The organism is Streptomyces niger (genome assembly GCF_000718305.1).
In the GTDB taxonomy this organism is placed as follows: Bacteria; Actinomycetota; Actinomycetes; order Streptomycetales; family Streptomycetaceae; genus Streptomyces; species Streptomyces niger.
Map to the genome: position 1 here is coordinate 108519 of NZ_JOFQ01000023.1, position 22143 is coordinate 130661.

Here is a 22143-nt window from a genome sequence, read left to right on the forward strand (position 1 = left end):
CTCCGGGACTGACGACCTGGGGGGTGTGCGGTGGCGCGGCCGAAGCCGTGGGAAGTCCAGGACGAGCTGTGGGCGGTGATCGAGCCGTTGCTGCCCAAGGTGAAGCGTGCGTCGGACGCGGCATCCGGGACGCAAACGGCATCCTGACCGGTTGGTCTTCCAGGACGTCCTGTTTGTGCTGTGCACGGGGATCGCCTGGGAACATCTGCCGCAGGAACTCGGCTTCGGCGAACACCCTCAATTTCTCCCATGCAGCCGTCGACTTCTCCCATGCAGCCGTCGACGGCTCCCGTATCCGGGCGTTGAAGGGAGGTGCCAAGACTGGACGGAGCCCGGCGGACCGCGGGAGGACGGTCAGCAAACACCACCTGATCACCGACACCACCGCCATCCCGCTCGCCGCCACCCTGACTAGGGGCAACCGCAACGATGTCACCCAGTTGATCCCGCTCCTCCAAGCCGTGCCGCCCGTTCGCGGCAAGCGTGGCCGGCCCCGACGCCGCCCCGACGTGGTGCTGGCCGACCGCGGCTACGACCACGACAAATACCGCCGACTGGTCTGGGTCCTCGGGGTGAAGCCGCTGATCGCCCGCCGTGGCACCGAGCACGGCTCCGGACTGGGCATCCAACGCTGGGCCGTCCAGCGCGCGTTCGCCCATTTGCATTGGTTCCGACGCTTGCGAATCCGCTGGGAGATACGCGACGACATCCACGAAGCTTTCCTCGCTCTCGGATGCGCGCTCATCTGCTGGCGACGCCTGATGCGATCGCGTGGGAGTGCTGAGTGAGACGACGTGCCGGACTTCCGGACGTCGCCGTTGCGGAGATGCGTAAAGCGGTAATGGCGGCGAAATTCTCTGACGGGTCGTGCCGGTCGGGCGGATCAGTGGGTGAAGGCGACAGATGCAGCGAGATCCTTCTGAGTCTCGAGCGCGGTGAGACGTTCGGTGAGTGCCGCATGGATTGCGCTGTAGGTGTCGGAGCCGAGAGCCAGGCGCAATGGCGGGCGCAGGTGGCGAGTGGTGTCGTAGATGGCGGCGGCGAGCTTGGCCGGGTCGCCGGTGAAGACGCTCTCGTCTGCGGTTTCCAGGTAGTGCCGGGTCTGGCCGACGGCATTGTCGCGGTAGACGGTCGATTCGGTGGTGTATTGCAGGGCCGAAGCGAAGCCGGTGCGGGTGGCGCCGGGCTCGACCAGAGTGAGGTGAATGTTGAAGTCGGAGACCTCGCGGCTGACGCTCTCGGTGAAGCCCTCCAGCCCCCACTTGCCCGCGTGATAGGAGCTGTGAGTGGGGATACCGACCTGGCCGCCCACGCTGGAGATCTGGATGATCCGGCCACCGCCCTGCTCACGCATCGGCTGCAGGAAGGCGCGAGTGATCACCATCGGCGCGAGCAGGAGGACCTCGATCTGGTCGCGAATCTGCTCGACGGTCATTTCCTCGGCGGCGCCCACCACCGCGTATCCGGCATTGTTGACCACAATGTCCACCGGCACGGACCGGAGAGTCCTGCCGACCACCTTGTCCACATCGGCCGGCCGTGTGAGGTCGAGGGTCTCGACCGTCAGCCGGTCGCCGTACGTCTCGCGCAGGTCTTCCAGAGCTGCCGGGCGGCGGACCGTCGCCGTAACGCGGTCGCCGTTCCGGAGGGCGTGCTCGGTGAGATGGCGGCCCAGCCCACCAGAAGCTCCGGTGACGAACCAGTGACGCGAGGCCTTGTCGGAGGGACCGGACATGGGGGTCTCCTGAAGTAGAGTAATACCGGAACTTATTCCGTTTAAAGTTAAGCGGAACAGGTTCCGGAAAGCAACTGGAGACCGACACCGAAGGAACCCGCATGCCCGCCACGCCCCGCCGCACCAGGAGTGACGCGCTGCAGAACCGGGAGCGCTTGCTCGAGGTCGCCGCACAGGCCTTCGCCGAGCAGGGACTGGACACCGCGCCTGCCGCCATCGCCAAGCAGGCGGGCGTCGGCGTCGGCACGCTCTACCGGCACTTCCCGACTCGGGAAGTCCTCATCGACGCCGCCTACCGGCGCCAACTCACCCAGGTGTGCGAGAAGGTGAACGACCTTCTCGCCCAGCATCCGGCCGCCGAGGCCACCCGGATGTGGATGGAACACTTCATCCACTACGCCACGGCAAAGAGCGGAATGTCCGAAGCCCTCAACGCGGTCATCGCCTCCGGTATCGATCCATACTCCGACAGCCGCGTACTCCTTACCGACGCTGTCGCCACCCTCCTCGCGGCCGGCGCCCGAGACGGAAGCCTGCGAACGGACGTCACTCCGGACAATGTCCTACTCCTCATGGGCGGCATCGCCTATTCCGTGCAGCACGGCACCGAAGAGCAAGCCCGTCCGCTCGTCGACCTCTTCATGGACGCGCTGACCAAGGACTCGTCCGCGAGCTGAACCCGAGCTCCCGGACCGGCACGCCAACGGGAGCGCAGCCACGGTCAGTTCATCGAGTGGCTCTGTCGGCACTCACAACGAAGTTCTGGACACATGCCGCCACCGATTTCCGAGCGCATTCCGTTAGGACCTCTTAGAGGGTGATTTGAGAGGGGTTTGGCGGAGATCGGAGACGAAACCCCGACGAGTGCCACGTTGGGTGTGTCCACCGGAAATGAGCCCGCTTGCCTCCGCGGAAGGCCGGCTGCCGGCGGCCGATATTCGCGGCCGCGGGGCGTGAGAAGTACGTGCAGGGCCTTGTTCAACGGCGAAGCCGATCGCCAGTACCGCGAAGAACAGGCCGACGGTGACCGCGGTGCCCCCACTCGTGAGGGGGAAAGAGGTACACGCGATTGTGTGCGGCCTTGGTGGCGGTTCAGGCGGTCGAGGTGATCGCTTGGGTGACGGCGGTGATCGCCGGGGTGGGGTGGCCGGAGAGGCGTGCCACGAGCACCCGGCGGATCTCGGGGGGTGCGCCCTCGACGCGCAGCAGGCTCACCCCGGGCGGCAGCACCGGTGAGAGCCGGGACGGCACCGTGGTCACGCCGAAGCCGCCGGCGACCAGTTGGAGCTTCGTCAGCCAGTCGCGCGCGGAGTGGACGACGCGCGGCCGTCCGGGCAGGCCGGGCCAGACGCCGAGCAGCGGCTCGGAGTTCGACGACGGGGTGGCGATCCATGCGGCGTCGACCAGTTCGTCGACGTGCGCCGTGGTGCGTCCGGCGAACTCTCCGGTCGATGGCACCGCCACGGCCAGTTCGGTGTCCGCGACGGCCTCGAGGTGCAGGCGCGGCAACTCGCTGTCGAAGGGACGGTGAGGTGGTCGGGATGTCAGCACGGCGAGGTCGAGCGAGCCCGCGCGCAGCGCCCGGATCAGGGTGGGCGTGGTGCCCTCGCGGGTGGTGACCGTGATCTGCGGGTCGGCCTCCGCGAGGTGTGCGAGTGCGGCGGGCAGGATCGCCGAGCCCGCGCTCAGGACTACCCCGAGCCGTACCAGTTCGGTCCGCGGGACGGTGCCGGTGAGCTCACGCTCGGCCGCTGCGAGCGAGGCGAGGACCGTGTGGGCGTGCCGCAGCAGGGTCAAGCCGGCGGGAGTGAGCCGCACCCCGTCCGGGCGGCGTTCGAACAGGGTGGCGCCGGTGCTGTGTTCGAGAGCGGCGGCCTGGCGTGAGACGGCCGACTGCGTGTAGCCGAGGCGGGCAGCTGCCGCGGTGAAGCTGCCGGACTCGGCGATCTGCCGCAGGACCCGCAGCCCTGCGCTGGAGATGTCCATGCGTCATACGCATACCACAGATGCCAGATCATCGCTTCCCGCATGCCCCTCCCGCTCCTAGTGTCGATCCCACGAGCACGGACGAACACGGAGGTCATCACGTGCGAGCAGCAGTTCTGACGCAGTTCGGCGCCCCACTCACGGTGCGGGAGGTGCCCGACCCCGAGGCCGGGGGCGGTGAGGTGGTGGTCGAGGTCCTCGCCGCCAGCGTGGCGCCCTACGCGGCCGAAGTCTTCAGCGGCAAGCGGAAGTACCCCCTTGTCCCTCCTGTCGTGCCCGGTGTCGGTGGAGTGGGACGGATCCTCCACGTCGGCCCGGATGCCACCCGGCTGCGCGTCGGCGACCTGGTGTGGTGCGACTCGACGGTGCGCTCGCGGGACGACGCCCTGACGCCCGACATCACGCTCCAGGGTTGGAGTTCGCGCGGCGAGGGCGGCGCGCGGCTCGCCGAGTACCTGCACGATGGCGCGTTCGCCGAGCTCATGCGGGTCCCGACGGAGAACGTCTTTCCGCTGCCCGCCGCGGCCGGGGAGGATCCGGCCCGCTGGGCCGCGCTCACCGTGCACACCATCTCCTACGGCGGGCTGCTGGCAGGCGGGCTCGCGGCCGGCGAGACCCTGCTCGTCAGCGGGGCCACCGGCAACCTCGGCAGCAGCGCGGTCGCGGTCGCGCTCGCGATGGGCGCGGGCCGCGTGGTCGCCCCCGGCCGCAACAAGGCCGCGCTCGACCTCCTCGCCGACCGGTTCGGACCGCGTCTGCGCCCGGTCCCGCTGACCGGGGACGAGGCCACCGACCGCGCGGCGATGTCCGCGGCGGCCGACGGCCCGATCGACATGGTGATCGATCTGCTCCCGCCGAGCGCACCCAGCTCGGCCTCGCGTGCGGCGGCCATGACCGTGCGCGAGTACGGCCGGGTCGTCCTCATGGGCGGCGTCGGCATGCTCGGGGGCGACGACCTCGCACTCCCGTACCCATGGATCATGCGCAACTCGATCACCGTGCGCGGGCAGTGGATGTACCCGCGCACAGCCAATGTCGGCATCATCCGGCTTCTCACCTCGGGCGCTTTGGATCTCGCCCCCGAACGAGTCCGGCCGTTCGGCCTCGATGCCGTCAACGACGCCATCACGTACGCCGCCGCGCACGGTGGCCCGTTCGACCGCACCAGCCTCACCCCATCAGCTGACTGACAAAGCCCGCTGATCCCCACCACAGGGCTCGGCCGGTTACTGCTTCCTGGCGAAGCTGCCAGTTTCGACCTCGGTGAGGATGCCGAGTTTGACCAGGCGTTTCAACATGACGTGGGACATCGACCAATAGACGCGAGAGGCGGACGACGATGGGCGGTGCTCATAGTCACGGACCAGACGCCGGTGCAGTATCAAGGTCCCGTAGGTCTGCTCGACCCTCCACCGCTTCGGCTGCGGCACGAACCCCTTGTCCTGAGGGTTGCGTTCGACGGTCTCGACGTCGATGCCCAGGTTGGCGCCGTGCAGGACCACCTGGTTCTTGAAGCCCTGTCAACCAGCGCCTTGCGAACGGTGTCGCCGGCGTGCTCGGCGATCTGGTCAAGCGGGATGATGCCCACGGTGTTGCCGTGCGTGTTCGCGGCGAGGACGACGACCGCGATGACCAGGCCGAGGACGTCCACGGCCAGTCCGCGCTTGCGGCCCGGCACCCGCTTGACGGGATCCCGGCCGGTCGTGGCGGCGGGGACCCCGGCGGCCGCATGGACACTCTGCGTGTCCAGCACCACCAGCGTCGGGTCCTCTGATCGGCGGGCCCGCTCGCGGACCTGGCGGCGCAGGAGTTCATGGATGACCTGGTCGGTTCCGTCGTCCCGCCAGGTGGCGAAGTAGTAGTACGTCGCACTCTTCTGGGGGAGATCGTGCGGCAGATAGGCCCACTGGCAGCCGGTCCGCCCCTGATAGAGGATCACGTTAACGATCTCCCGCAACTCGTAGGCGCCCTGATGGCCACTGACCGACCGGTGCCGGTCCTTCCACGCGGTGATCACCGGCTCAATCCACGACCACTGCTCGTCCGATAAGTCACTTGGATACGGCTTGCGTTCACTCACCCCGCCACCACAACAGACCGCAGGCGGCGGACCAGTGGATTCCATCCACACCCACACCATCCGGCGACCACAGAACCACTTAAAGAGTCACGAACCGCCCTCTTAGACACCAAGGGTGACGCATCAGGCGTGAGGCGTCAGGCCGGCTTCAGGCGTTCGGTTGACGGTAGGCGTCAGGCAGGCGTCAGGCGTTAGGCGTTAGGCGTCAGGCGTCAGGGGACAACGGGAGTCGGCAGTACGCGCTCGTGGTACATGACGCCCGTATCCGGATCGAAGACATAGACCTGGAAGGGCTCCCATGCCCGCTCGGCAAGGTCAGCCAGGTCTTCGTCACGGGGCACGAGCAGGGAGATCTCCTCCGCCCAGGCTCTCAGCCGGTACGGATCAGGGCAGGCCACACCGACCAGCGTCCAGTGTTCACCTTCGGGGCCGGTGCGCTCATACACCGGCCTGCCGCCCCCGAAGCGGTCATCCGGAGCGCCGAACACCAGGCCCCGGCTGAAGAACAACTCGGCCAGGGCCCGGAAGTATCGCCACTGCTGGCGATCCAAGCCCGTACGGTTCCAGAACTCGGCGTACGCACGGGACTTGGCCTCCTTCTTCCTGGCCTTCTCCCGTTTCTTCAGCTCCCGTTGCCGCCCCTCCTCTTGTCGTCGGAGCCTGTCCTCCGCCTCCTTCCGAGCACGCTCGGCGTCCGCTGCCACATACGAAGGGGCCGTCCACCACATGCGCCAGGAGTCGTCCCAGTACCTGGTCCAGCCTTCCGCCCACTCGTAGCAACCGTCCTGGTCGACCACTCGCCGACTGCCACGAACGGGGGTGTACGGCGTTATCCGGCCCGTCAGCATCCATGACACCGCATCGGTCAGCGTTGCGCCGACCGGTACCCAGTGCATGCTGTTCTCAGCTAAACGGGCCAGTCCGGCACTCACCGACCACGGTTCTTTCGGATCCTCCGGTGGCTGGACCAGGAGCGTCGGTACGGTGCCCACCCATGGGCGAGGCTTGATGCCGAACCAACACACCGACACCTCGTCCCGCTCGTACAGATCGGTCCGCGCTGCGATCTCCTCCGCCGTGATGGAGGACAACTGCGCTTCCAGGGCCATCAGCCGATCACCATCAGGGCCGAACACCATCACGTCCGCCCGCCACTCCCCCGTGGGCGCAGCGACTTCCAGCTCCGCCCGGTAGCCCGCGGCGCGCGCACGTGTCACCAGCTCAAGCTTGAGCAAGTGGTGCTCCAGGGACTCGTTCGCCAATGAGCACGTCGGAGGTCGCGTGCGGTGGTACAGATGTCGCGTACCCAACTTGGAGACCCGAGCGAAGACCTGTCCGCCGCACTCCGGGCACACCAGCTCCAGGCCGCGCACCCGGTGGATCTCCTCCCACGACCGGCCGCAGCCCAGATCGTCCAAGGTGATATCCACTCTGCCCCACTCGGCATGATCGGCAGTGAACTGCACCCGGCCCCTCCCCGCTGATGAATTCCCAGGTCATGATGCCTGACGCCTACCGCCTAACACCTAACGCCCGACGCTCGACGCTCGATGCCTGTGCTCGACGCCTGTGCCCGACACACTGGCCTCGGATGCACATCAAGATCATCTATGACAGGCTGGCGCACCGTTCGCCAACCCACACGGGCGGACAGACCGCAAGACTGCGGCGAAGAGCGAAGGGCAAAGGGCATAGGGCGAAGGGCGTAGGGCGAGGACTAGCTCGCGGTGCCGCTTGCGGTGGACCGCACCACACCGTGATCATGAAAGCGACTCTCAACCTGACCGTGTCGGCGGTGAGATGAAGGGAATCACGCCATGGCAATCGAGGCGAGCTCCGGCACCGCGGACCAGACTCACGCGCACATCCCCGACACCGGAACCAACGGAAAAATAATCCTTCTCAACGGCACATCCAGCTCCGGCAAGAGCAGTATCGCGCAAGAACTTCTTGGCCTTTTGAACGGCTCCTGGTTCCACATGCCAGTGGATGCCTTCCACGCGATGCGCTCCAAGTGCGAGATCGTAGACGAAGATCTCCAGGCCGAGATCGACCGTACTGCCAAGGGGTTTCACCGTGCCGTCGCCGGTATGGCCGCTGCTGGGAACAATCTGGTCGTGGACTACCCGCTCAGTCGTCGCTGGCGGTTGCTTGACCTACTTGACCTGCTGGTTCCTGCGGACACGACCCTCGTCGGAGTGCGTTGCCCACTACCTGAACTGGAACGCCGCGAGATCGAGCGAGGAGACCGCGAACGCGGCCTGGCTGCCGCGCAGTACGACCAGGTGCACTCCCACGGGGTGCACGATATCGAGGTGGACACGAGTCTCAGCAGCCCGCGCGAGTGCGCTCTCCGCATCCGCGAGGCGCTTCCGGACCTACGGCGCCCCACCGCCTTCGAGACACTCCGTCGAGCCCTGCGGTGAGAGGCTCAGTACGCAAGAGTACGTGATGGAGTGCGTAATGGAGTACGTAACGTAGTACGCAACGGCGCCATCACCGAAACCGATACTTCGAGCGCCTGAGGGGCCGGCGACCGACCTGGTCACCGGCCCCTCAGGGTGGTCCACGCCGCTGTTACTTCAGCAGGCCGATCTTCTTGCCGTAGGCCCAGCCCTTCGCGTTCTTGTGGGTCCCGGACTGCACCTTGCCGTAGATCCAGGACGTGTGCCCCTTGGTGTACTCGCAGAGGTAGTAGAACTTCGTCCCCTTGGACAAGGTGCCCTTCGCGGAGTACTTGGTGCCGGGCCCGGTGCGCAGGGCTGCCTTCTTCAGGACGTCGAATTGGACGTTGGAGTAGTCCCAGTTGCACTTCGAGCTGCCGACGGCGGTGGCTGCCGGGGCCGTGGCGACGGCGCCGCCGGCCAGAATGACGGTCGCGGCGAGAGTGGTCATTCCTCGTCCGAACAGAGACTGTCGCAAGACATTCCCCCTTACTACGAAGCGCGGCGCGGTGGATGTTCCGTACGGGATGTCGTCCCGTACCGCGCGTCGCGCTGTCCTTGCTGGTCAGTTGAGCAGCTGAGCTTAACCCGACCGTTCGCATGCGCCTCGACTGCCCCAGTGTTGGCACCGTCGAAGCGGCGTGAGCGAGGGGTGTGTGAGGCGGGGAGGGGCGAGCGTGCATGAGGGTGCCGCCGACCACCCGGCGTGGGTGGCGCACAGGACCGGAACGGCCAGTCGTCCACGCGAATTACACGCGAGCCACATGCGCGAGGCAGTCATCCGTCCGGGCCCCGATCAGGCACGGCAGCCTCCACGCGCCCGGCGGAAAGGCAGAGGCGCGTCAGGCCCACGCGGACCTCTGATCTGCTGAGGCAGGAGAGCGGCCGCAGCCTTCCCCGTCTCACCGACCCCCGACCTCGGCCAGCGCGTTCTACGAGGCGGGGCGGGGGCCTCATATGGCGGCCTACTTCGTCCCTGCCGGCTCTTATAGGCTGGCGCGCATGGATGTCTCGGGGTGTCTTGGGTGCGACCTCCTCACCGGGCGCCGGGAGTTGCCCGGGGGCGTCCTGCACGAAACCACTGCCTGGGTGGTGAACCACGTTGTCGGCCCGATGAATGTCGGCACCTTGATCGTCGGTCCGCGGGAGCACATCGTGTCCGTCGCGGAACTCGACGACGCGGCAGCGGCGGAGCTCGGCCCCTTGCTACGCGATACCGCTCAGGTTGTGGAGACGCTGTGCCATCCTGAGCAAACTTACGTCTGCACGTGGTCGCACGGCCGCGACTCGCGCAAGCACCTGCACATCGTGGTCCAACCGGTGACCGCGGAGGTACGGGCCCAGTACGGCGGTCTACGCTCCGAACAGCTCCAGGCCCGGATGCTGGCGGACGGCGACGAGCCGGACATCACGGAAGTCGAGCAGTTCTGCGAGCGGGCCCGCGAACTGTTCCGAGACCTCCCCACCGACAACAGCGCCCCACTCCAAGCGCCCCAGTCCAAGCGATGAGCGAACGCTCAGTCCCGTTCATGCCGGACGCCATGTTTCCAAAGACAGCCACGGCAGCAAGAAAACGGGCTGGGTGTACTCCAAGTGGCTCAGCTGGGCTGGCTGCAGCTCCGCATCGGCGCCGCCTCCGCGCACACCGCGCAGGGCGGCGCCGTGGCGTTGCCGGCCCGGATGCCCAGCTCGGCGGCCCCAGCCGATACGCAGTGAAAACGAAGCCCGTGACCGCGCGTGGATGACCAGCGGACCGGTCCACGCGACTCCAGGGAGCCACGTAGACCGGCCGCTGTCAGGAGGGGTCGAGCGACGTCAGGCGAGGGTGATGTTCTCCGCCTGGGGGCCCTTCTGGCCCTGGGTGACGTCGAAGGTCACGGCCTGGCCTTCCTGCAGCTCACGGAAGCCAGTGGCGTTGATGTTGGAGTAGTGCGCGAAGACGTCCGGTCCGCCGCCGTCCTGCGCGATGAAGCCGAAGCCCTTTTCGGAGTTGAACCACTTAACGGTTCCGCTGGCCATGCTCGTGCCTCTCAATCGTTGTCGGGTCCGCACCGCGCGGCCCGGAGGTGATCGCCCTGGTCCGGCACTGCACAGCAAGGCGCCCGCGCCAGGGCGCGGGCAGGGACTGCGAACCACGACAGCTGCCACTGACGCTACATGCCGGAACCGCCCACCACCAGAGAGCGACGATCTTCAGCCATCAGAAGCGGCCATCATCGGCTCGCGTATGCCCGGCACCGGGACCACTCACCCGGTCCGCAACCCGGTCCGCAACCTGGGCCGCGACCGGACTGCGCATCGTGCGCTCGGGAAACACCGGCCGGATGCCGGTTCGCATACCGCTTGGCTACTCGGCGCCATATGGGTGAACCTGACCGAACAGCTGCGTCCACTGTCCACTGAAGACCGGCGAGGACCGGGCCGCCTCCCGCCACAGGGCTGAGGACCGCCACAGATGTCGGCGTCGCCACTGAGCCAGACCTCTCCGGCCCTCCACGGCCTTCCACGACCCTCCATGGCCTTCCACGGCTCGCACCGGAGGAGCGCGTGCTGCAGGAGTGGGCCGGCGCCATGGCCAGCACCCTCGACATCTCTCGATGGGCACACCGCATCGAGAAGTCCGATGATCCGACGGTCCGTTACGTTCGCATCGCCCTGGAGACCGTGGAGCCCAATCGCCCTGACGCCAACGAACCCGAAAACGAGGCTCGCGGCGGCCCCACCCCGCGCCAATTGCACGCCGCCCTGCTCGAGGAGCGCAAGCGGGGCCCGGACCTCCGGCTCACCTTCGGCGCCCGAACCGAGCGCGCCCTCAGGGCCTGGCTCGGCAGCCCCGACCGGGCTTGGCGCAAGATCACCGGTCACGGCCTCGATGAGTACCAAGCCCTCCCCCATCGTAAGGACGACAACACCGGGCCAGTTCACGGACCGCCCGCCCACTCGCATCCACCATACTTTAACGCTCGTTCCATAACTGCTACGCTTCCGATCATGCCTCGCCCCAAGGGGTTCGACCCCCAGCACGCGCTCGAAGCGGCCATGACCACCTTCTGGAACAAGGGGTACGCCGCCACCTCAGCCCAAGACCTGGTCGACAGCACCGGGCTCGGCAGGGGCAGCTTGTACAACACCTTCCGCAGCAAACACGTCCTGTTCGAGGCTGCACTGCGCCAGTACGAGGCGGTATGGACGGCTCGCCAAGTGGACGTACTGGAGGGCGACGGCCCCGTCCGGGAGCGACTCCGCACGGTCTTGATGACTGTCGTCGACGAGGAATCGACCGACACACCCGAGCACCGGGGGTGCCTGGCAGTGAACTCCGCTTTGGAGCTGGCCGGCCAGGACCAGGAAGTGACCACACTCGTCCGACGCATCTTCACACGCATGGAAGACGCGTTGTGCGCGGCCATCCAGCGTGGACAGCGCGACGGCGAGATCGACAAGGGGCAGGACGCCCGGGGTCTGGCGCAGTACGTGCTCAACTCCATGTACGGACTGCGGGTTCTGGGCAAGACCGCCGATCGCACATCGCTCACCGGGATCGTCGACAGGGTCCTGCAGACCCTGTAGGGGCACTGCTGCGGCACTACTGCGGCACTGCTGCGGCACAACGGCCGACCACGGCGTCGGCCGTTTTCTTCGAACCAATTCTGGAACGATTGTTAAATTATGAGGCAAGGAGTGGTGATGCCTGTCGCCGTGTACGTCCTCGGCCTGACCGTGTTCTGCATCGGGACAACCGAGTTCATGATTTCCGGGTTACTGCCGGACCTGGCCCAGGACCTGTCCGTATCGGTCCCCTCGGTGGGGCTGCTGATCTCCGGCTACGCGCTGGGCGTGGTGGTCGGAGGCCCCGTACTGACGGTCGCCGCGTTACGGATCCACCGCAAGACAGCACTGACCGGGCTGCTGTTGCTTTTCGTGGTGGGACAGACCATGGGGGCGGTGGCCTCTGGTTACGGCATGCTGATGGCCGGGCGGGTGATTGCCGCGCTGGCGCAGGGTGCCTTTTTCGGCATCGGCTCCGTGGTGGCCGTCGACCTGGCAGGACCTCAGCAGCGAGCCCGAGCATTGGCGATCATGTTCGCCGGCCTGACGGTGGCCAACGTACTCGGGGTGCCGGCAGGCACGTTCTTGAGTCAGCACGCGGGGTGGCGGGCCAGCTTCTGGGTGGTGGATGCACTGGCCACCATGGCGCTGATAGGAGTGTCCCTCCTCGTGCCGCGCCGCCCCAATGAACCACATGTCGGAGTGGGTGCGGAGCTCGCCGCGTTCCGCAATCCGCGAGTGTGGGTGGCGCTGGCGACCTCCATGCTGACGCAAGCAGCCATCTTCTGCTGCTTCAGCTACCTCTCACCTCTCCTCACCGACGTCAGTGGTTTCCCTGAAGACGCAGTTCCGCTGCTGCTCGTCCTCTTCGGCGTGGGATGCTTCGCGGGCAGCGTCGTGGGCGGCAAGTTCGCGGACCGCCACCTGCTGCCCAACCTGTACGTCGGTATCGGTGCCATGGCCCTTACCCTGGCGCTGCTGGCCGTCACCGCGCACCACCGCATCGCGACGGTGGCGGTCATCGCAGCGTTCGGCGTGGCCGCCTTCTCCATCAATCCGGCCCTCCAAGCACAGGTCATGCGGGAGGCCGGGCGCGCTCCGACCCTGGCCACCACCACCAACACCTCGGCTTTCAACGTCGGCAACACGATTGGTCCATGGCTTGGCGGCAGCGCCATCAGTGCTCACCTGGGTTACACGGCGCCCGCCTGGGCCGGCGCTCTGCTGGCCTTGGCGGGACTGGGGGCAGCTGCCGTCTCCGGTGTACTGCACCGTCGTGCCACGCCTGTCGAAGAACACAGTACGGAGAGTCTGGTGCCTACCCGACTCGCCAAGACCGGGTGAGGCAGCGGGGTTTCGGGCTGCCTGCCCCCTCCCATCCCTCGAACCCAACCCTCGGGTCTCACCCCTCGGGTCTCACCCCTCGGGTCTCATCCCTCGAACCCAACCCTCGAAATCCCATCCCTCACACCGCACACCTCGAACCGCATATCTCGAACCGCAAGGAGTGAATCAATGACCACCACCCAGCCGATCATCGCGGTGCTGGGCACCGGCATCATCGGAGCACCTGTCGCCCGTAACCTGAGCAGAAGCGGCTTCACCGTGCGGCGTGGAACCGCAGTCGGCACAAGGTCGAGGCGCTGGCCGCCGACGGGGTGTACGCCGCTGCCACCCCGGCCGAGGCGGTCCAGGGCGCGGACGTCGTCCTGACCGTCCTCAACGACGGCGCCCGTGTGCTTCAGACCATCGAAGCGGCCGCACCACGCCTTGCGGAGGGCACCATTTGGCTGCAACTCAGCACCGTAGGCGAGGTTGTTGACGAGTTGGCCGAGCACGCCACCAAGGCAGGACTGGTCTTCGTCGACGCCCCCGTACAGGGCACCCGGCAACCGGCCGAGTTGGGCAAACTCGTAGTCATGGCCGCCGGGCCCACTGATGATGTGCGCCCCACTCTGCAGCCGCTCTTCGATGCCATCGGCTCGCGCACCGTGTGGATCGGTGAGGACGGCACCACCGGCAAGGCCAGCCGCTTGAAGCTGGTCCTCAACACCTGGGTGATCGCACTGACCCATGGCGTGGGCGAGGCCCTCGCTCTGGCCGAGCAGCTCGATGTGGACCCGCAGCAGTTCGTCGACATCGTCACCGGCGGGCCGATGGACAACGGCTACTTCCAGGGCAAATCCGCCGCCATCCTCTCGGGCGACTACACCACGAGTTTTTCGGTGGACAACGCTGCGAAAGACGCACGACTGGTCCTGGATGCCGCGCGGCGCACCGGCATCCGCATGGAAACCGTCGAAGCCGGCCACCAGCGATTCGCACGTGCCTCTGCCCAAGGACACGGCGCCAAGGACATGGCCGCCGGATACTCCGCCAGCTTCAGCACCTGAAATCGCCGCGAACCGAGCCGTGGCCATCCCCACCCACTGTGGGGGGGTGGCCCGCCCGGCACCAGCCTTCGGCACGGGACCGTGAACGGACTCGGTCGCTCAACGAGCCACGGGCCACAGGTCACGGGGCCGCGGGCTACGGGCTACGGGCTACGGGCTACGGGCTACGGGGCAGGCTGAAGCGTCGCCGTGCGACGGAGCGAAGTGACCCGGTCGGGAGTTGCACGCCCCGAACCTGAAGAACTCTTCAGCGTTTCAGGTTGTGTTCAGGTTCCGTTCGGCACTGTGGTGATCATCGGGAGGGCGCGACAAGGCCCGCCGACGAACCACACCGCGACATGAACCGGAGGAACGTCTCCATGAAGGCCACCACCAAGCGCACGCTCGCCCCTCGCGCCATCGTCCTCGGTACGGCCGCCGCCGTCGCACTGATCGGCAGCACGGGCGCCGTGACCGCCTTCGCGAACGGCGACGCCCCGGCCCCGCACTCCCCGACACCGCACTCCTCGGTTCAGCACTCCTCGGTCCAGCTCTCCCAGAGCGAGCGCCACCTGGACGACACCGCCAAGGACCGTGCGCAGGTCAAGGCCGACAAGGTCGGCCAGTCCCAGGCCACCGCCAAGGCCCTCAAGGCCGTCTCCGGCACCGCGACCTCCGCCGAACTCGACACCACGGACCGTGGCGGCTCCCTCATCTGGGAGGTCGACGTCCTCGGCAAGGACCACAAGGAGCACCAGGTCACCATCGACGCCGGGAACGGCAAGGTTCTCAACCAGCACACCGATCGCGACGACGACGCCGCCCAGGACGCCGCTGAGGTCCAGGCCCAGGTCAAGGCCGACAAGACGGGCCACAACAAGGCCACTGACAGGGCCCTGAAGGCGGTCCCCGGCACCGTGGTGTCCTACAGCCTCGATGACAACGACCGAGACGGCTCCACCGTCTGGGAGGTCGACATCCTCGGCAAGGACCACAAGAGCTACGACGTCACCATCGACGCCGCCAACGGCAAGCTCCTCAACCAGCACGTCGACCACGACGACCAGGGCGACCAGGGCGACCAGCGCGATCAGGACGACAACCACGGTGACCACGGCGACGACGACTAGTCAGGCATCGGGGCACCCATCTGAAGCCTTCGGCCGCTCGGGGCCGTGTGGCTCCGGTACGCCGAAAGTTCGACCCCCCAGCTTCCGCGATCCCGCACGAACAGGAATTCGTCGATCCGGGTGCGCGAGTACGAGTACGCGGCTAGCATGATCGTGCACGGCCTGGCGCGCGGTGCATCCCCCGTCATCGCGCACCAGGCCTGCTTTCGTTCTCATGCCACGACGGCCACGACAACGACGTAGAGACTGGCAACGGCACAGAGGCCTTCGACGCAGCCGTGCCTTCCTTTTGAGTCGCGGGCCCCTATCGGTCGCCATCGATCGCTATCTATTGCCATCGACTACCTCAGAGTGCGAACAGGGGCTCGTAGGGCTCTCCCTCTGCCGTGAGGATGAGGACGAAGTCCTTTCCGATTCCCGAGGCCACCTGCCGCAACCGGGCCAAGGCATCTTTCTCATCTGGGAGGGCGAGGCCGAGAGTCGTGGCAGCGCGACCAGCTCTGGCGGCGAGGTCCGGTATGTCCGCCAGGTACTCGGCCGCGAGCTCGCGGCTCTCCTCGGCGGTGAACTTCTGGCAGCCGCGCCACCACGGGGCCACCAGCAGGAGTTGCAGGAGTTCCGGTAGCCCAATTGCGACCAGTGCCGCGCCGCCTTCGGAATCCGCGTACAGGATAGGCCGCTCCTCACCGCCGTCGCCGCAGAAGAAGAACGTGCCACCGGTGCCGTCACCCGCGAACCCCTCCAACGCGACACCCGACGCGAGATGGACATCCTCGACATGATCGTATCGATCCAGGTCGAAGTCGCCGGACAAAGCGAGGAAGTGAGCGGCCTCCTCGGACTCTCGGACGGCACTGAGCAGTGATTTCATACCCGGCACCTTACGGATGGCCGGCCAATGAGCAGATAGCGGGTCAGCGAGCAGATAGCCGGTCAGCGAACCAGCACCGAGCAAGCTGAGCGTCGCTGCGGGGCGTATCCCCGCACACGCCTCTTCCCAGGTCAGCCGACGACGCCGGGCAGGTCCATCGCGTTGTGACTGCTGACAGCTGACAGCTGACAGCTGACAGCTCACGACTGATCTTGTTGGTTGACACCACTCTGAGGGTTGCTGAAGTGCTGCCGAAGACGTACCGGATTCCTGCCGTGCCTGTTGCCACAGCCCGCACAGCGCTACCGTCGGATCCCGTGATCGTATGGCTGAACGGCACCCACGGCGCAGGCAAGACGACAACCAGTGCACTGGTGCAGCAATTGCTCCCGGATTCACGGGTGTTCGACGCCGAGAAGGTCGGCGAGACACTCATGGACATCAGGCCGGGGCTGCCCGCGACGGACAACTTCCAACACTGGCCACCATGGCGGCCGCTCGTGGTCGAGACTGCCCGCCGCGTACTCGACTACACCGGTGGCATCCTGGTGATCCCCATGACCGTACTAGTCGAGCAGTACTGGCGCGAGATCAGCACCGGTCTCGCCGAACATGCCATTCCAGTACGGCACTTCGTCCTCCACGCCGATCAGGAGACCCTCCGAGGACGCATCGAGGGGGACACCGTTCTTGGCCCCTCGACATTCCGTCTCAACTACCTTGAGCCCTACGCCGAGGCCGCCCGCACGTGGCTACACGGCGAAGCCGAGGTCATCGACACCACGCACCTCACGCCCGCCCAGGCCGCCCTGCAGATCGCAGCTGCCGTCAAGAGTTGACGTCCAGCCGCCGCGCGAAACAGGCGCGGCGGCAACGGAGAGCGCCTTCTGACGTTAAGCAGTGCGAAGAGAAGAACGGAGTTCATGAACGTTACGGCGCGATGCCGAGGTGGGAGCAACCGGGTCGGCTGGTCCGGAGATGCGTCGAACTCTGCTACTTGCACTCCGTCAGATAACGGTTGTAAGCGCGGGATTTGGCCTGGCGCGCGACGTCCTTGGAGTAGGCGTCGGCATTCAGCACCCCGACAGCGAGCCGCGTGTCGTCTCCGACGTTCTTCGTGTTCGCGCACACAGCCACTACGAACCAATCAACATGGTCCGCGTCACCAGAGACGCCGTACGTGGGCTCCGCGCCGGTGACGGGCTTCGACAGGTCATACGAGACCATGGAAGAATCCCGCGGCATTTTGCCTTCCACCTGAGCGACGGACTGGCCGACGAGCGAGTCCACAGGCACCTGCTGCTTATCGCGCGTACCGCCACACCCTGCCAGAACCATCGCCAGTGCCGTGGCACCGGCCACCGCGCCGACGTGGGACAGTGCGGACGTGAAATGACCCGGACGGAGACTGCGGAAACTACGAAGGCTACGGAGACTCATATGACCTGGATTCGCCGGTGCTGGCGTGAGCTGCGGTAGTGCCCATAGCGGTGGACAGAAGAGCCGGCGTGACTCCGACTGCTCGCACGGCTGATCTACGCGACATAGCATTCCCCCTATATATCGATGACGGCTGTGGTCAGCAGCCGTCGACAGCAAGATCATACTGATGAGTGGGACGGAAGTCTTATTTGATCTTCAGTGCTCGATATGCAAGCACGCGTCCCACTTCCACGACCGGTTGCTCGTCCGCGGACAAGTGAAGGAAGCGAGAAAGCGGGATGGCCGCTGGCTTGCCGGACACCGGCCGGGCAGAACGCGCTCGCGTGCGGGGGGGGGATCGGGTCGGTGATGGAAAACGACGATGCGGCTGCTGACGCGGCGACCGAAGGCACGTGGTTGGTCCCTCTACTGGCATTCATCCCGTTGCCCGTAGTCGGTTTCGCCACCGACCTGTCCACCACGTGGCAGGTAGTTGCATGGCTGCTGTGGAGCCTGGCTGCACTCTTGGCCGTGGTCGGATGGGTCCAGGTGGTGAGGTACGGCCCGAAGGGGGCCACTGGCTGGTCCGCTTGTGTGATCCTGCACGGTGGTCTCGCCTGGGAGGCATCTCACCTTCTGGCTGCCTGACGGGACGGACCGGCGCCACGAAGCGTCCGGCGGTCCTCCTGCCGTACGTTCACTGGAGGCGGATGGCGGCCTGTGCGACGCATGCGTTCAGGCCTGTTGCAGTAATTGATCGTGCGCGCGGCCATGCGCGCGGCCATGCGAACGACCGCGCGCACGGCCGTGTGCACTATGGCATCGGCAGCCTCCGTGCTGGGCCTGCTCTACCTTGCCCAGCACGCGTGTGCCCTCGTGGTGAGCGCTGCTGCGCCCACCACGAGGGCGGTTCGTCACGGGTGACCGATCAATGGCCGGTGACCGATGGCCATTCGGTGACGGTGGCCGGTGGCCATTCGGTGAATTCGGTGACGGTGGCCTACTGCCCGTACCGAGGCAGGCCTGCGCGCGGTACGTACTCAGGGTGGCTCGCGTCCGGTCCTCGGGCCCACGGCCCGAACCTCAGACCCGTACGTCCTCCCGTTCGCGCTGTGCGGGTACGGTCCGCTCCTGCAGCTTCTCGCCCTCGATGTCGAGATTGGGCAGGGCCCGCTGCAGCGGACGGGGCAGCCACCAGGCGGCGCGGCCGAGGAGGGACATCACCGCAGGTACCAGGGTCATGCGCACGATGAAGGCGTCCACCAGCACACCCACGGCCAGTGCGAAGCCGATCGACTTGATGATCGGGTCCTCCATGAACACGAACCCACCGAACACCGAGGCCATGATCAAGGCTGCGGCGGTGACGACACGCCCGTTGTAACCCATGCCGTTGACCGTGGCCTGGGATGCCTCGGCTCCGTGGACGAAGTCCTCGCGCATACGGGAGACGAGGAAGACTTCGTAGTCCATGGCCAGACCGAAGAGGATGCCGATGAGGAGGATCGGCAGGAAGCTCACCAGGGGGCCGGAGGTGTCCAGGCCGACCAGCCCGGCAAGGTGGCCCTGCTGGAACACGGCGACGGTGATGCCGAAGGTGGCGCCGACCGTGAGCAGGAAGCCCAGTGCCGCCTTGAGGGGAACCAGTAGCGAGCGGAAGACCAGCATCAGCAGCAGAATGGACAGGCCCACCACCAGGAGCAGGTAGACCGGCAGGGCGTCCGCCAACTGCTCCGACACATCGATGCCGAGCGCCGTCATACCGGTCAGGGAGATGTCAGCACCCTTGATGCCCGCCACCTGGTCGCGGATGTCGTGCACCGCGTCCTCGGTGGTGGCGGCGGTGGGGCCGTCCTTCGGTATGACCGCCAGCAGTGCGGTGGTTTTCTCCTTGTTGAACTGCGGCGGGGCGACCGCGAGCACTCCGTCGACGCTCTTGATCTTCGCTATGGCCTGCTTGGCCGCGGCACCCGTCGACGTGGCGTCGTCACCGGAGACGACGGCCAGCAAACGGCCGTTGAAGCCCTCGCCGAAGCCCTCGCTGGTGAGGTCGTACGCCTTGCGCGCCGGGGAGTCGGTGGCCGCGGTGCTCGCGTCGGGCAGGGCCAGTCGCATGTCCTGGGTCGGCAGCGCGAGGGCGCCCAGGCCCACGACGCCCACGAGCAGCAGTGGAATACGCGCACGGAGGACGGCGCGGCCCCAGCGGAAGCCGAACGCTTCCTTGCTGCTGCTCTCGCTGCCGCTGTTGCCACTGCCGTTGCTGTTGCCGTTGCCGTTGCCACTGCGACTGCCACTTTCACTGCCACTGCCACTGCCGTTCGGCTCTGCGTTGCGCTGCTTGCGCGGCAGTACCCGGTGTCCTACGAAGCCGAGGACGGCCGGCAGCAGGGTCAGGGCGACCAGTACGGCCACCGCGACCGTGCCGGCGGCTGCCAGGCCCATCACGGTGAGGAAGGGGATGCCCACCACGCCGAGGCCGGCCAGTGCAATCACCACGGTGGCGCCGGCGAAGACGACCGCGGAGCCGGCGGTTCCGGCGGCACGGCCCGCGGCCTCCTCGGGTTCGACGCCCTCGGTGAGGAAGTGACGGTAGCGGGAGGTGATGAAGAGTGAGTAGTCGATGCCGACGGCCAGGCCGAGCATCAGCGCCAGGATGGGCGCGGTGCTGGTGAGTTCGACGGCGCTGCTCAACGCGTACAGACCCGCCATGCCGGCGCCCACGCCGATGAGTGCGTTGAGCAGGGTCATACCGGCGGCCACCAGCGAGCCGAAGGTGATGACCAGCACCACGGCCGCCACGAGGACGCCGAGAACTTCGGTGGAGCCGACCTCCACCTTGCTGGTCATCACTTCGCCGCCGTGCTCGACCCGGATGCCCCTGGCGTCAGCGCCGACCTTCTCGAAGTCGGCACGCTGGGCGTCCGTGACTTCCTGAGCGCCGGTGTCGAACTGGACCTGGACCAAGGCGTACCGGCCGTCCGGGGATATCGACCGGGCCTTGAAGGGATCGACGGCCGCGGTGACACCGTCTACGTGTGCGGCCTCTTCGACCACGGGAGCGACCTGGGCGGGCTTGAGCTTCTCACCCTTGGGGGCGGCGATGACGATCGAGCCGGTTCCGCCACTGGCCTGCGGAAATTCCTTTTTCAGGGAATCCATGGCCCGCTGGGACTCGGTACCCGGCATCTTGAACTGGTCGGTGGTCGGGCCGCTGAAGAGGGCTGCCGCTCCGCCCAACAGGGCGAGGAGCAGCAGCCAGAGCGCGACGACGCGCCCGCGGCGGCGGAAGGAGAACCGGCCCAGCCGGTGCAGCAAGGTCGCCATTGCAGAAGATATCTCTCTGTTGCAGGTTCACCGGGGTTGATGGTCGAGCTGTTACGGGGTCATTCGGGCTGGTGGTCGAGCCGTTGCGGGGCTCGCGGAGCGGAGATCCGGCCGTTGCAGACTCGCTCGGGGTGGACCTCCGACCGTTGCGGGCCTGCTCGAAGTGGAGATCCCACCGATACGGGCCCGCTCGGGCTGGTCGTCTCGTTGAGCCGTTGCGAGATCATGCGGGGTGTGCGGGGTCATGCAGGGTGTGCGGAATCGTTCGGGGTGTGCGGGATCATTCGAGGTGTGCGGGATCATTCGGGGTAGTGGTCGAGCGCTCGCAGGGCGCTGCGGATCATTTGGGTTCGCAGGACCTCCTGCGGTACCGGGACATCGCTGGCGCTGGTCACGAAGACCGCACCGATCACCATCCAGGCACCCACCACGGCCTCAGGCTCCTCGCTGTGACCGGCCAACGCCGCCAGCAGCCGCTCGGTGAGACCGGGGATGCCGGAGAGCGCGGAGTTGTTCAGCATCTCGGGAAGGTCGCTGAACAGGAGCTTGACCTCACGCCGGTAACGCAGTGCGAGGTCCACATAGCCGGTCACGGCTGCCTCCACCGCCTGATCCCCGCTCAGGCCCGCCAGGTCCTGGTCGAGTTGGTTCAGCGCCAGGCCGGCCGGCGTCAGCAGCTCCGTGAGTATCGCGTCCTTGCTGGCGAAGTGGTACAGCAGCGAAGCCTTCGAGCAGCCCACTTCGGAGGCGATGTCGTGGAGCGACGTGCCTCGGTACCCGTGGATGACGAACAGCCCGAGTGCCGCCTCCAGGATGTGCCCGCGCAGCGCGGATGCAGTGCGTGCCATGACCCAACAGTAACTGTCCGATCGGTCAGACCTGACCGATCGGACAGCTTTACGGTGTGGCCTTCACCACGCCGGCGTAATCAAGGTGCCCGGCGCACTTGAGGGGTGTGAGCCCTTCGAGGGCTCAAGAAGTTTGAGACTCGATACTTGCGGCGACCGCCGGCAAGCACCGCACGACTGGCTTGGTGTCTCTTCCGTATGCGGGCACTGCCCCCGTATGACTACGACTCACCCCGCGATGTATCGCCACCACATCACGCAGAACCGGCGAGCCTTGCCCTGTTACTGACCTTTCCGGAGGGTTGTCGGGTGCGGGTCACACCGGATCAAGTGGTAGGCCGGTGCCGGTTAGGCAGCCGTCGATCAGGTGTGGAGCCTGCTG

18 protein-coding genes and 3 pseudogenes are annotated in these 22143 nt (G+C 66.8%); 11 read left to right on the forward strand and 10 right to left on the reverse strand.

Annotated elements, in window-relative coordinates; genetic code table 11:
* Positions 1–30: 30 nt before the first annotated feature.
* A pseudogene (locus IF20_RS38470) lies at positions 31–788 on the forward strand (IS5 family transposase).
* 95 nt (positions 789–883) lie between these two features.
* Here the strand turns inward: IF20_RS38470 and IF20_RS31485 are convergent.
* Entirely contained in the window at positions 884–1735 is an 852-nt protein-coding gene (locus IF20_RS31485; RefSeq protein WP_052868792.1) for an SDR family oxidoreductase, read from the reverse strand.
* Between the two features lie 101 nt (positions 1736–1836).
* Between IF20_RS31485 and IF20_RS31490 the strand changes: the two genes are divergently transcribed.
* The gene (locus IF20_RS31490; RefSeq protein ID WP_052868793.1) at positions 1837–2412 is read left to right on the forward strand and encodes a TetR/AcrR family transcriptional regulator; all 576 of its coding nucleotides are present in this window, start codon (positions 1837–1839) and stop codon (positions 2410–2412) included.
* Between the two features lie 415 nt (positions 2413–2827).
* Here the strand turns inward: IF20_RS31490 and IF20_RS31495 are convergent, their stop codons facing one another.
* Positions 2828–3721: a LysR family transcriptional regulator gene (locus IF20_RS31495; RefSeq protein WP_052868794.1), complete on the reverse strand. Its 894-nt coding sequence runs from the start codon at positions 3719–3721 to the stop codon at positions 2828–2830.
* Between the two features lie 101 nt (positions 3722–3822).
* On the opposite strand from IF20_RS31495, the gene IF20_RS31500 reads away from it, so the two are divergent.
* Positions 3823–4911 (forward strand): alcohol dehydrogenase catalytic domain-containing protein, encoded by a 1089-nt coding sequence (locus IF20_RS31500; protein ID WP_199896839.1) that lies wholly within the window; start codon positions 3823–3825, stop codon positions 4909–4911.
* Between the two features lie 36 nt (positions 4912–4947).
* Here IF20_RS31500 and IF20_RS31505 read toward each other — a convergent pair.
* Together IF20_RS31505 and IF20_RS31510 are read right to left on the reverse strand one after the other, a co-directional pair.
* Positions 4948–5801 (reverse strand): annotated as a pseudogene (locus IF20_RS31505) (IS5 family transposase).
* A 212-nt stretch (positions 5802–6013) separates the two neighbouring features.
* Positions 6014–7267, reverse strand: a complete 1254-nt coding sequence (locus tag IF20_RS31510; RefSeq protein ID WP_052868795.1) for a competence protein CoiA family protein — start codon at positions 7265–7267, stop codon at positions 6014–6016.
* Positions 7268–7618: 351 nt separating this feature from the next.
* On the opposite strand from IF20_RS31510, the gene IF20_RS31515 reads away from it, so the two are divergent.
* Positions 7619–8227 carry a phosphotransferase-like protein gene (locus tag IF20_RS31515; RefSeq protein WP_110944716.1) on the forward strand — a complete coding sequence of 203 codons (609 nt, stop codon included), beginning with the start codon at positions 7619–7621 and terminating at the stop codon, positions 8225–8227.
* Positions 8228–8378: 151 nt separating this feature from the next.
* Here the strand turns inward: IF20_RS31515 and IF20_RS31520 are convergent, their stop codons facing one another.
* Positions 8379–8696, reverse strand: a complete 318-nt coding sequence (locus IF20_RS31520) for an SH3 domain-containing protein (protein WP_052868796.1) — start codon at positions 8694–8696, stop codon at positions 8379–8381.
* A gap of 551 nt (positions 8697–9247) precedes the next feature.
* Between IF20_RS31520 and IF20_RS31525 the strand changes: the two genes are divergently transcribed.
* Together IF20_RS31525 and IF20_RS40610 are read left to right on the forward strand one after the other, a co-directional pair.
* The gene (locus IF20_RS31525) at positions 9248–9754 is read left to right on the forward strand and encodes a hypothetical protein (RefSeq protein ID WP_052868826.1); all 507 of its coding nucleotides are present in this window, start codon (positions 9248–9250) and stop codon (positions 9752–9754) included.
* 84 nt (positions 9755–9838) lie between these two features.
* The gene (locus tag IF20_RS40610; RefSeq protein ID WP_267881148.1) at positions 9839–9961 is read left to right on the forward strand and encodes a hypothetical protein; all 123 of its coding nucleotides are present in this window, start codon (positions 9839–9841) and stop codon (positions 9959–9961) included.
* 99 nt (positions 9962–10060) lie between these two features.
* On the opposite strand, the gene IF20_RS31530 is transcribed toward IF20_RS40610, so the two are convergent.
* Positions 10061–10264, reverse strand: coding sequence for a cold-shock protein (locus IF20_RS31530; protein ID WP_052868797.1), 204 nt, complete (start codon positions 10262–10264; stop codon positions 10061–10063).
* A gap of 552 nt (positions 10265–10816) precedes the next feature.
* Here IF20_RS31530 and IF20_RS40225 point away from each other — a divergent pair.
* The 4 genes and pseudogenes from IF20_RS40225 (at position 10817) to IF20_RS39485 (ending at position 15296) form a co-directional block, all read left to right on the forward strand.
* A complete protein-coding gene (locus tag IF20_RS40225; RefSeq protein ID WP_234426895.1) occupies positions 10817–11815 on the forward strand; it encodes a TetR/AcrR family transcriptional regulator in 999 nt (332 codons plus the stop codon).
* Positions 11816–11932: 117 nt separating this feature from the next.
* Positions 11933–13138: a Cmx/CmrA family chloramphenicol efflux MFS transporter gene (locus tag IF20_RS31540; protein ID WP_052868798.1), complete on the forward strand. Its 1206-nt coding sequence runs from the start codon at positions 11933–11935 to the stop codon at positions 13136–13138.
* 171 nt (positions 13139–13309) lie between these two features.
* Positions 13310–14187: pseudogene (locus IF20_RS31545) on the forward strand (NAD(P)-dependent oxidoreductase).
* A 359-nt stretch (positions 14188–14546) separates the two neighbouring features.
* On the forward strand, positions 14547–15296 hold the full coding sequence (locus IF20_RS39485; RefSeq protein WP_052868799.1) for a PepSY domain-containing protein: 750 nt from the start codon (positions 14547–14549) through the stop codon (positions 15294–15296).
* 346 nt (positions 15297–15642) lie between these two features.
* Here the strand turns inward: IF20_RS39485 and IF20_RS31560 are convergent, their stop codons facing one another.
* Positions 15643–16167, reverse strand: coding sequence for a hypothetical protein (locus tag IF20_RS31560; RefSeq protein ID WP_052868801.1), 525 nt, complete (start codon positions 16165–16167; stop codon positions 15643–15645).
* Positions 16168–16484: 317 nt separating this feature from the next.
* Here IF20_RS31560 and IF20_RS31565 point away from each other — a divergent pair, with 317 nt between their 5' ends.
* On the forward strand, positions 16485–17006 hold the full coding sequence (locus tag IF20_RS31565; protein ID WP_052868802.1) for a nucleoside/nucleotide kinase family protein: 522 nt from the start codon (positions 16485–16487) through the stop codon (positions 17004–17006).
* A 154-nt stretch (positions 17007–17160) separates the two neighbouring features.
* On the opposite strand, the gene IF20_RS31570 is transcribed toward IF20_RS31565, so the two are convergent.
* The 3 genes from IF20_RS31570 to IF20_RS31585 all read right to left on the reverse strand — a co-directional run bounded on the left by IF20_RS31570 (position 17161) and on the right by IF20_RS31585 (position 21761).
* A complete protein-coding gene (locus tag IF20_RS31570; RefSeq protein WP_199896840.1) occupies positions 17161–17529 on the reverse strand; it encodes a hypothetical protein in 369 nt (122 codons plus the stop codon).
* A 1143-nt stretch (positions 17530–18672) separates the two neighbouring features.
* Positions 18673–20913 (reverse strand): MMPL family transporter, encoded by a 2241-nt coding sequence (locus IF20_RS31580; RefSeq protein WP_052868805.1) that lies wholly within the window; start codon positions 20911–20913, stop codon positions 18673–18675.
* Between the two features lie 299 nt (positions 20914–21212).
* Positions 21213–21761, reverse strand: coding sequence for a TetR/AcrR family transcriptional regulator (locus tag IF20_RS31585; RefSeq protein WP_052868806.1), 549 nt, complete (start codon positions 21759–21761; stop codon positions 21213–21215).
* Between the last annotated feature and the right edge of the window lie 382 nt (positions 21762–22143).

Coding starts and splice junctions, on each gene's coding strand:
- IF20_RS31525 (WP_052868826.1), top strand. CDS start 9,248: ATGGATGTCTCGGGGTGTCTTGGGTGCGACCTCCTCACCGGGCGCCGG.
- IF20_RS31495 (WP_052868794.1), bottom strand. CDS start 3,721: ATGGACATCTCCAGCGCAGGGCTGCGGGTCCTGCGGCAGATCGCCGAG.
- IF20_RS31520 (WP_052868796.1), bottom strand. CDS start 8,696: ATGACCACTCTCGCCGCGACCGTCATTCTGGCCGGCGGCGCCGTCGCC.
- IF20_RS31580 (WP_052868805.1), bottom strand. CDS start 20,913: ATGGCGACCTTGCTGCACCGGCTGGGCCGGTTCTCCTTCCGCCGCCGC.
- IF20_RS31485 (WP_052868792.1), bottom strand. CDS start 1,735: ATGTCCGGTCCCTCCGACAAGGCCTCGCGTCACTGGTTCGTCACCGGA.
- IF20_RS39485 (WP_052868799.1), top strand. CDS start 14,547: ATGAAGGCCACCACCAAGCGCACGCTCGCCCCTCGCGCCATCGTCCTC.
- IF20_RS40225 (WP_234426895.1), top strand. CDS start 10,817: ATGGCCAGCACCCTCGACATCTCTCGATGGGCACACCGCATCGAGAAG.
- IF20_RS31490 (WP_052868793.1), top strand. CDS start 1,837: ATGCCCGCCACGCCCCGCCGCACCAGGAGTGACGCGCTGCAGAACCGG.
- IF20_RS31540 (WP_052868798.1), top strand. CDS start 11,933: ATGCCTGTCGCCGTGTACGTCCTCGGCCTGACCGTGTTCTGCATCGGG.
- IF20_RS31560 (WP_052868801.1), bottom strand. CDS start 16,167: ATGAAATCACTGCTCAGTGCCGTCCGAGAGTCCGAGGAGGCCGCTCAC.
- IF20_RS31515 (WP_110944716.1), top strand. CDS start 7,619: ATGGCAATCGAGGCGAGCTCCGGCACCGCGGACCAGACTCACGCGCAC.
- IF20_RS31530 (WP_052868797.1), bottom strand. CDS start 10,264: ATGGCCAGCGGAACCGTTAAGTGGTTCAACTCCGAAAAGGGCTTCGGC.
- IF20_RS31585 (WP_052868806.1), bottom strand. CDS start 21,761: ATGGCACGCACTGCATCCGCGCTGCGCGGGCACATCCTGGAGGCGGCA.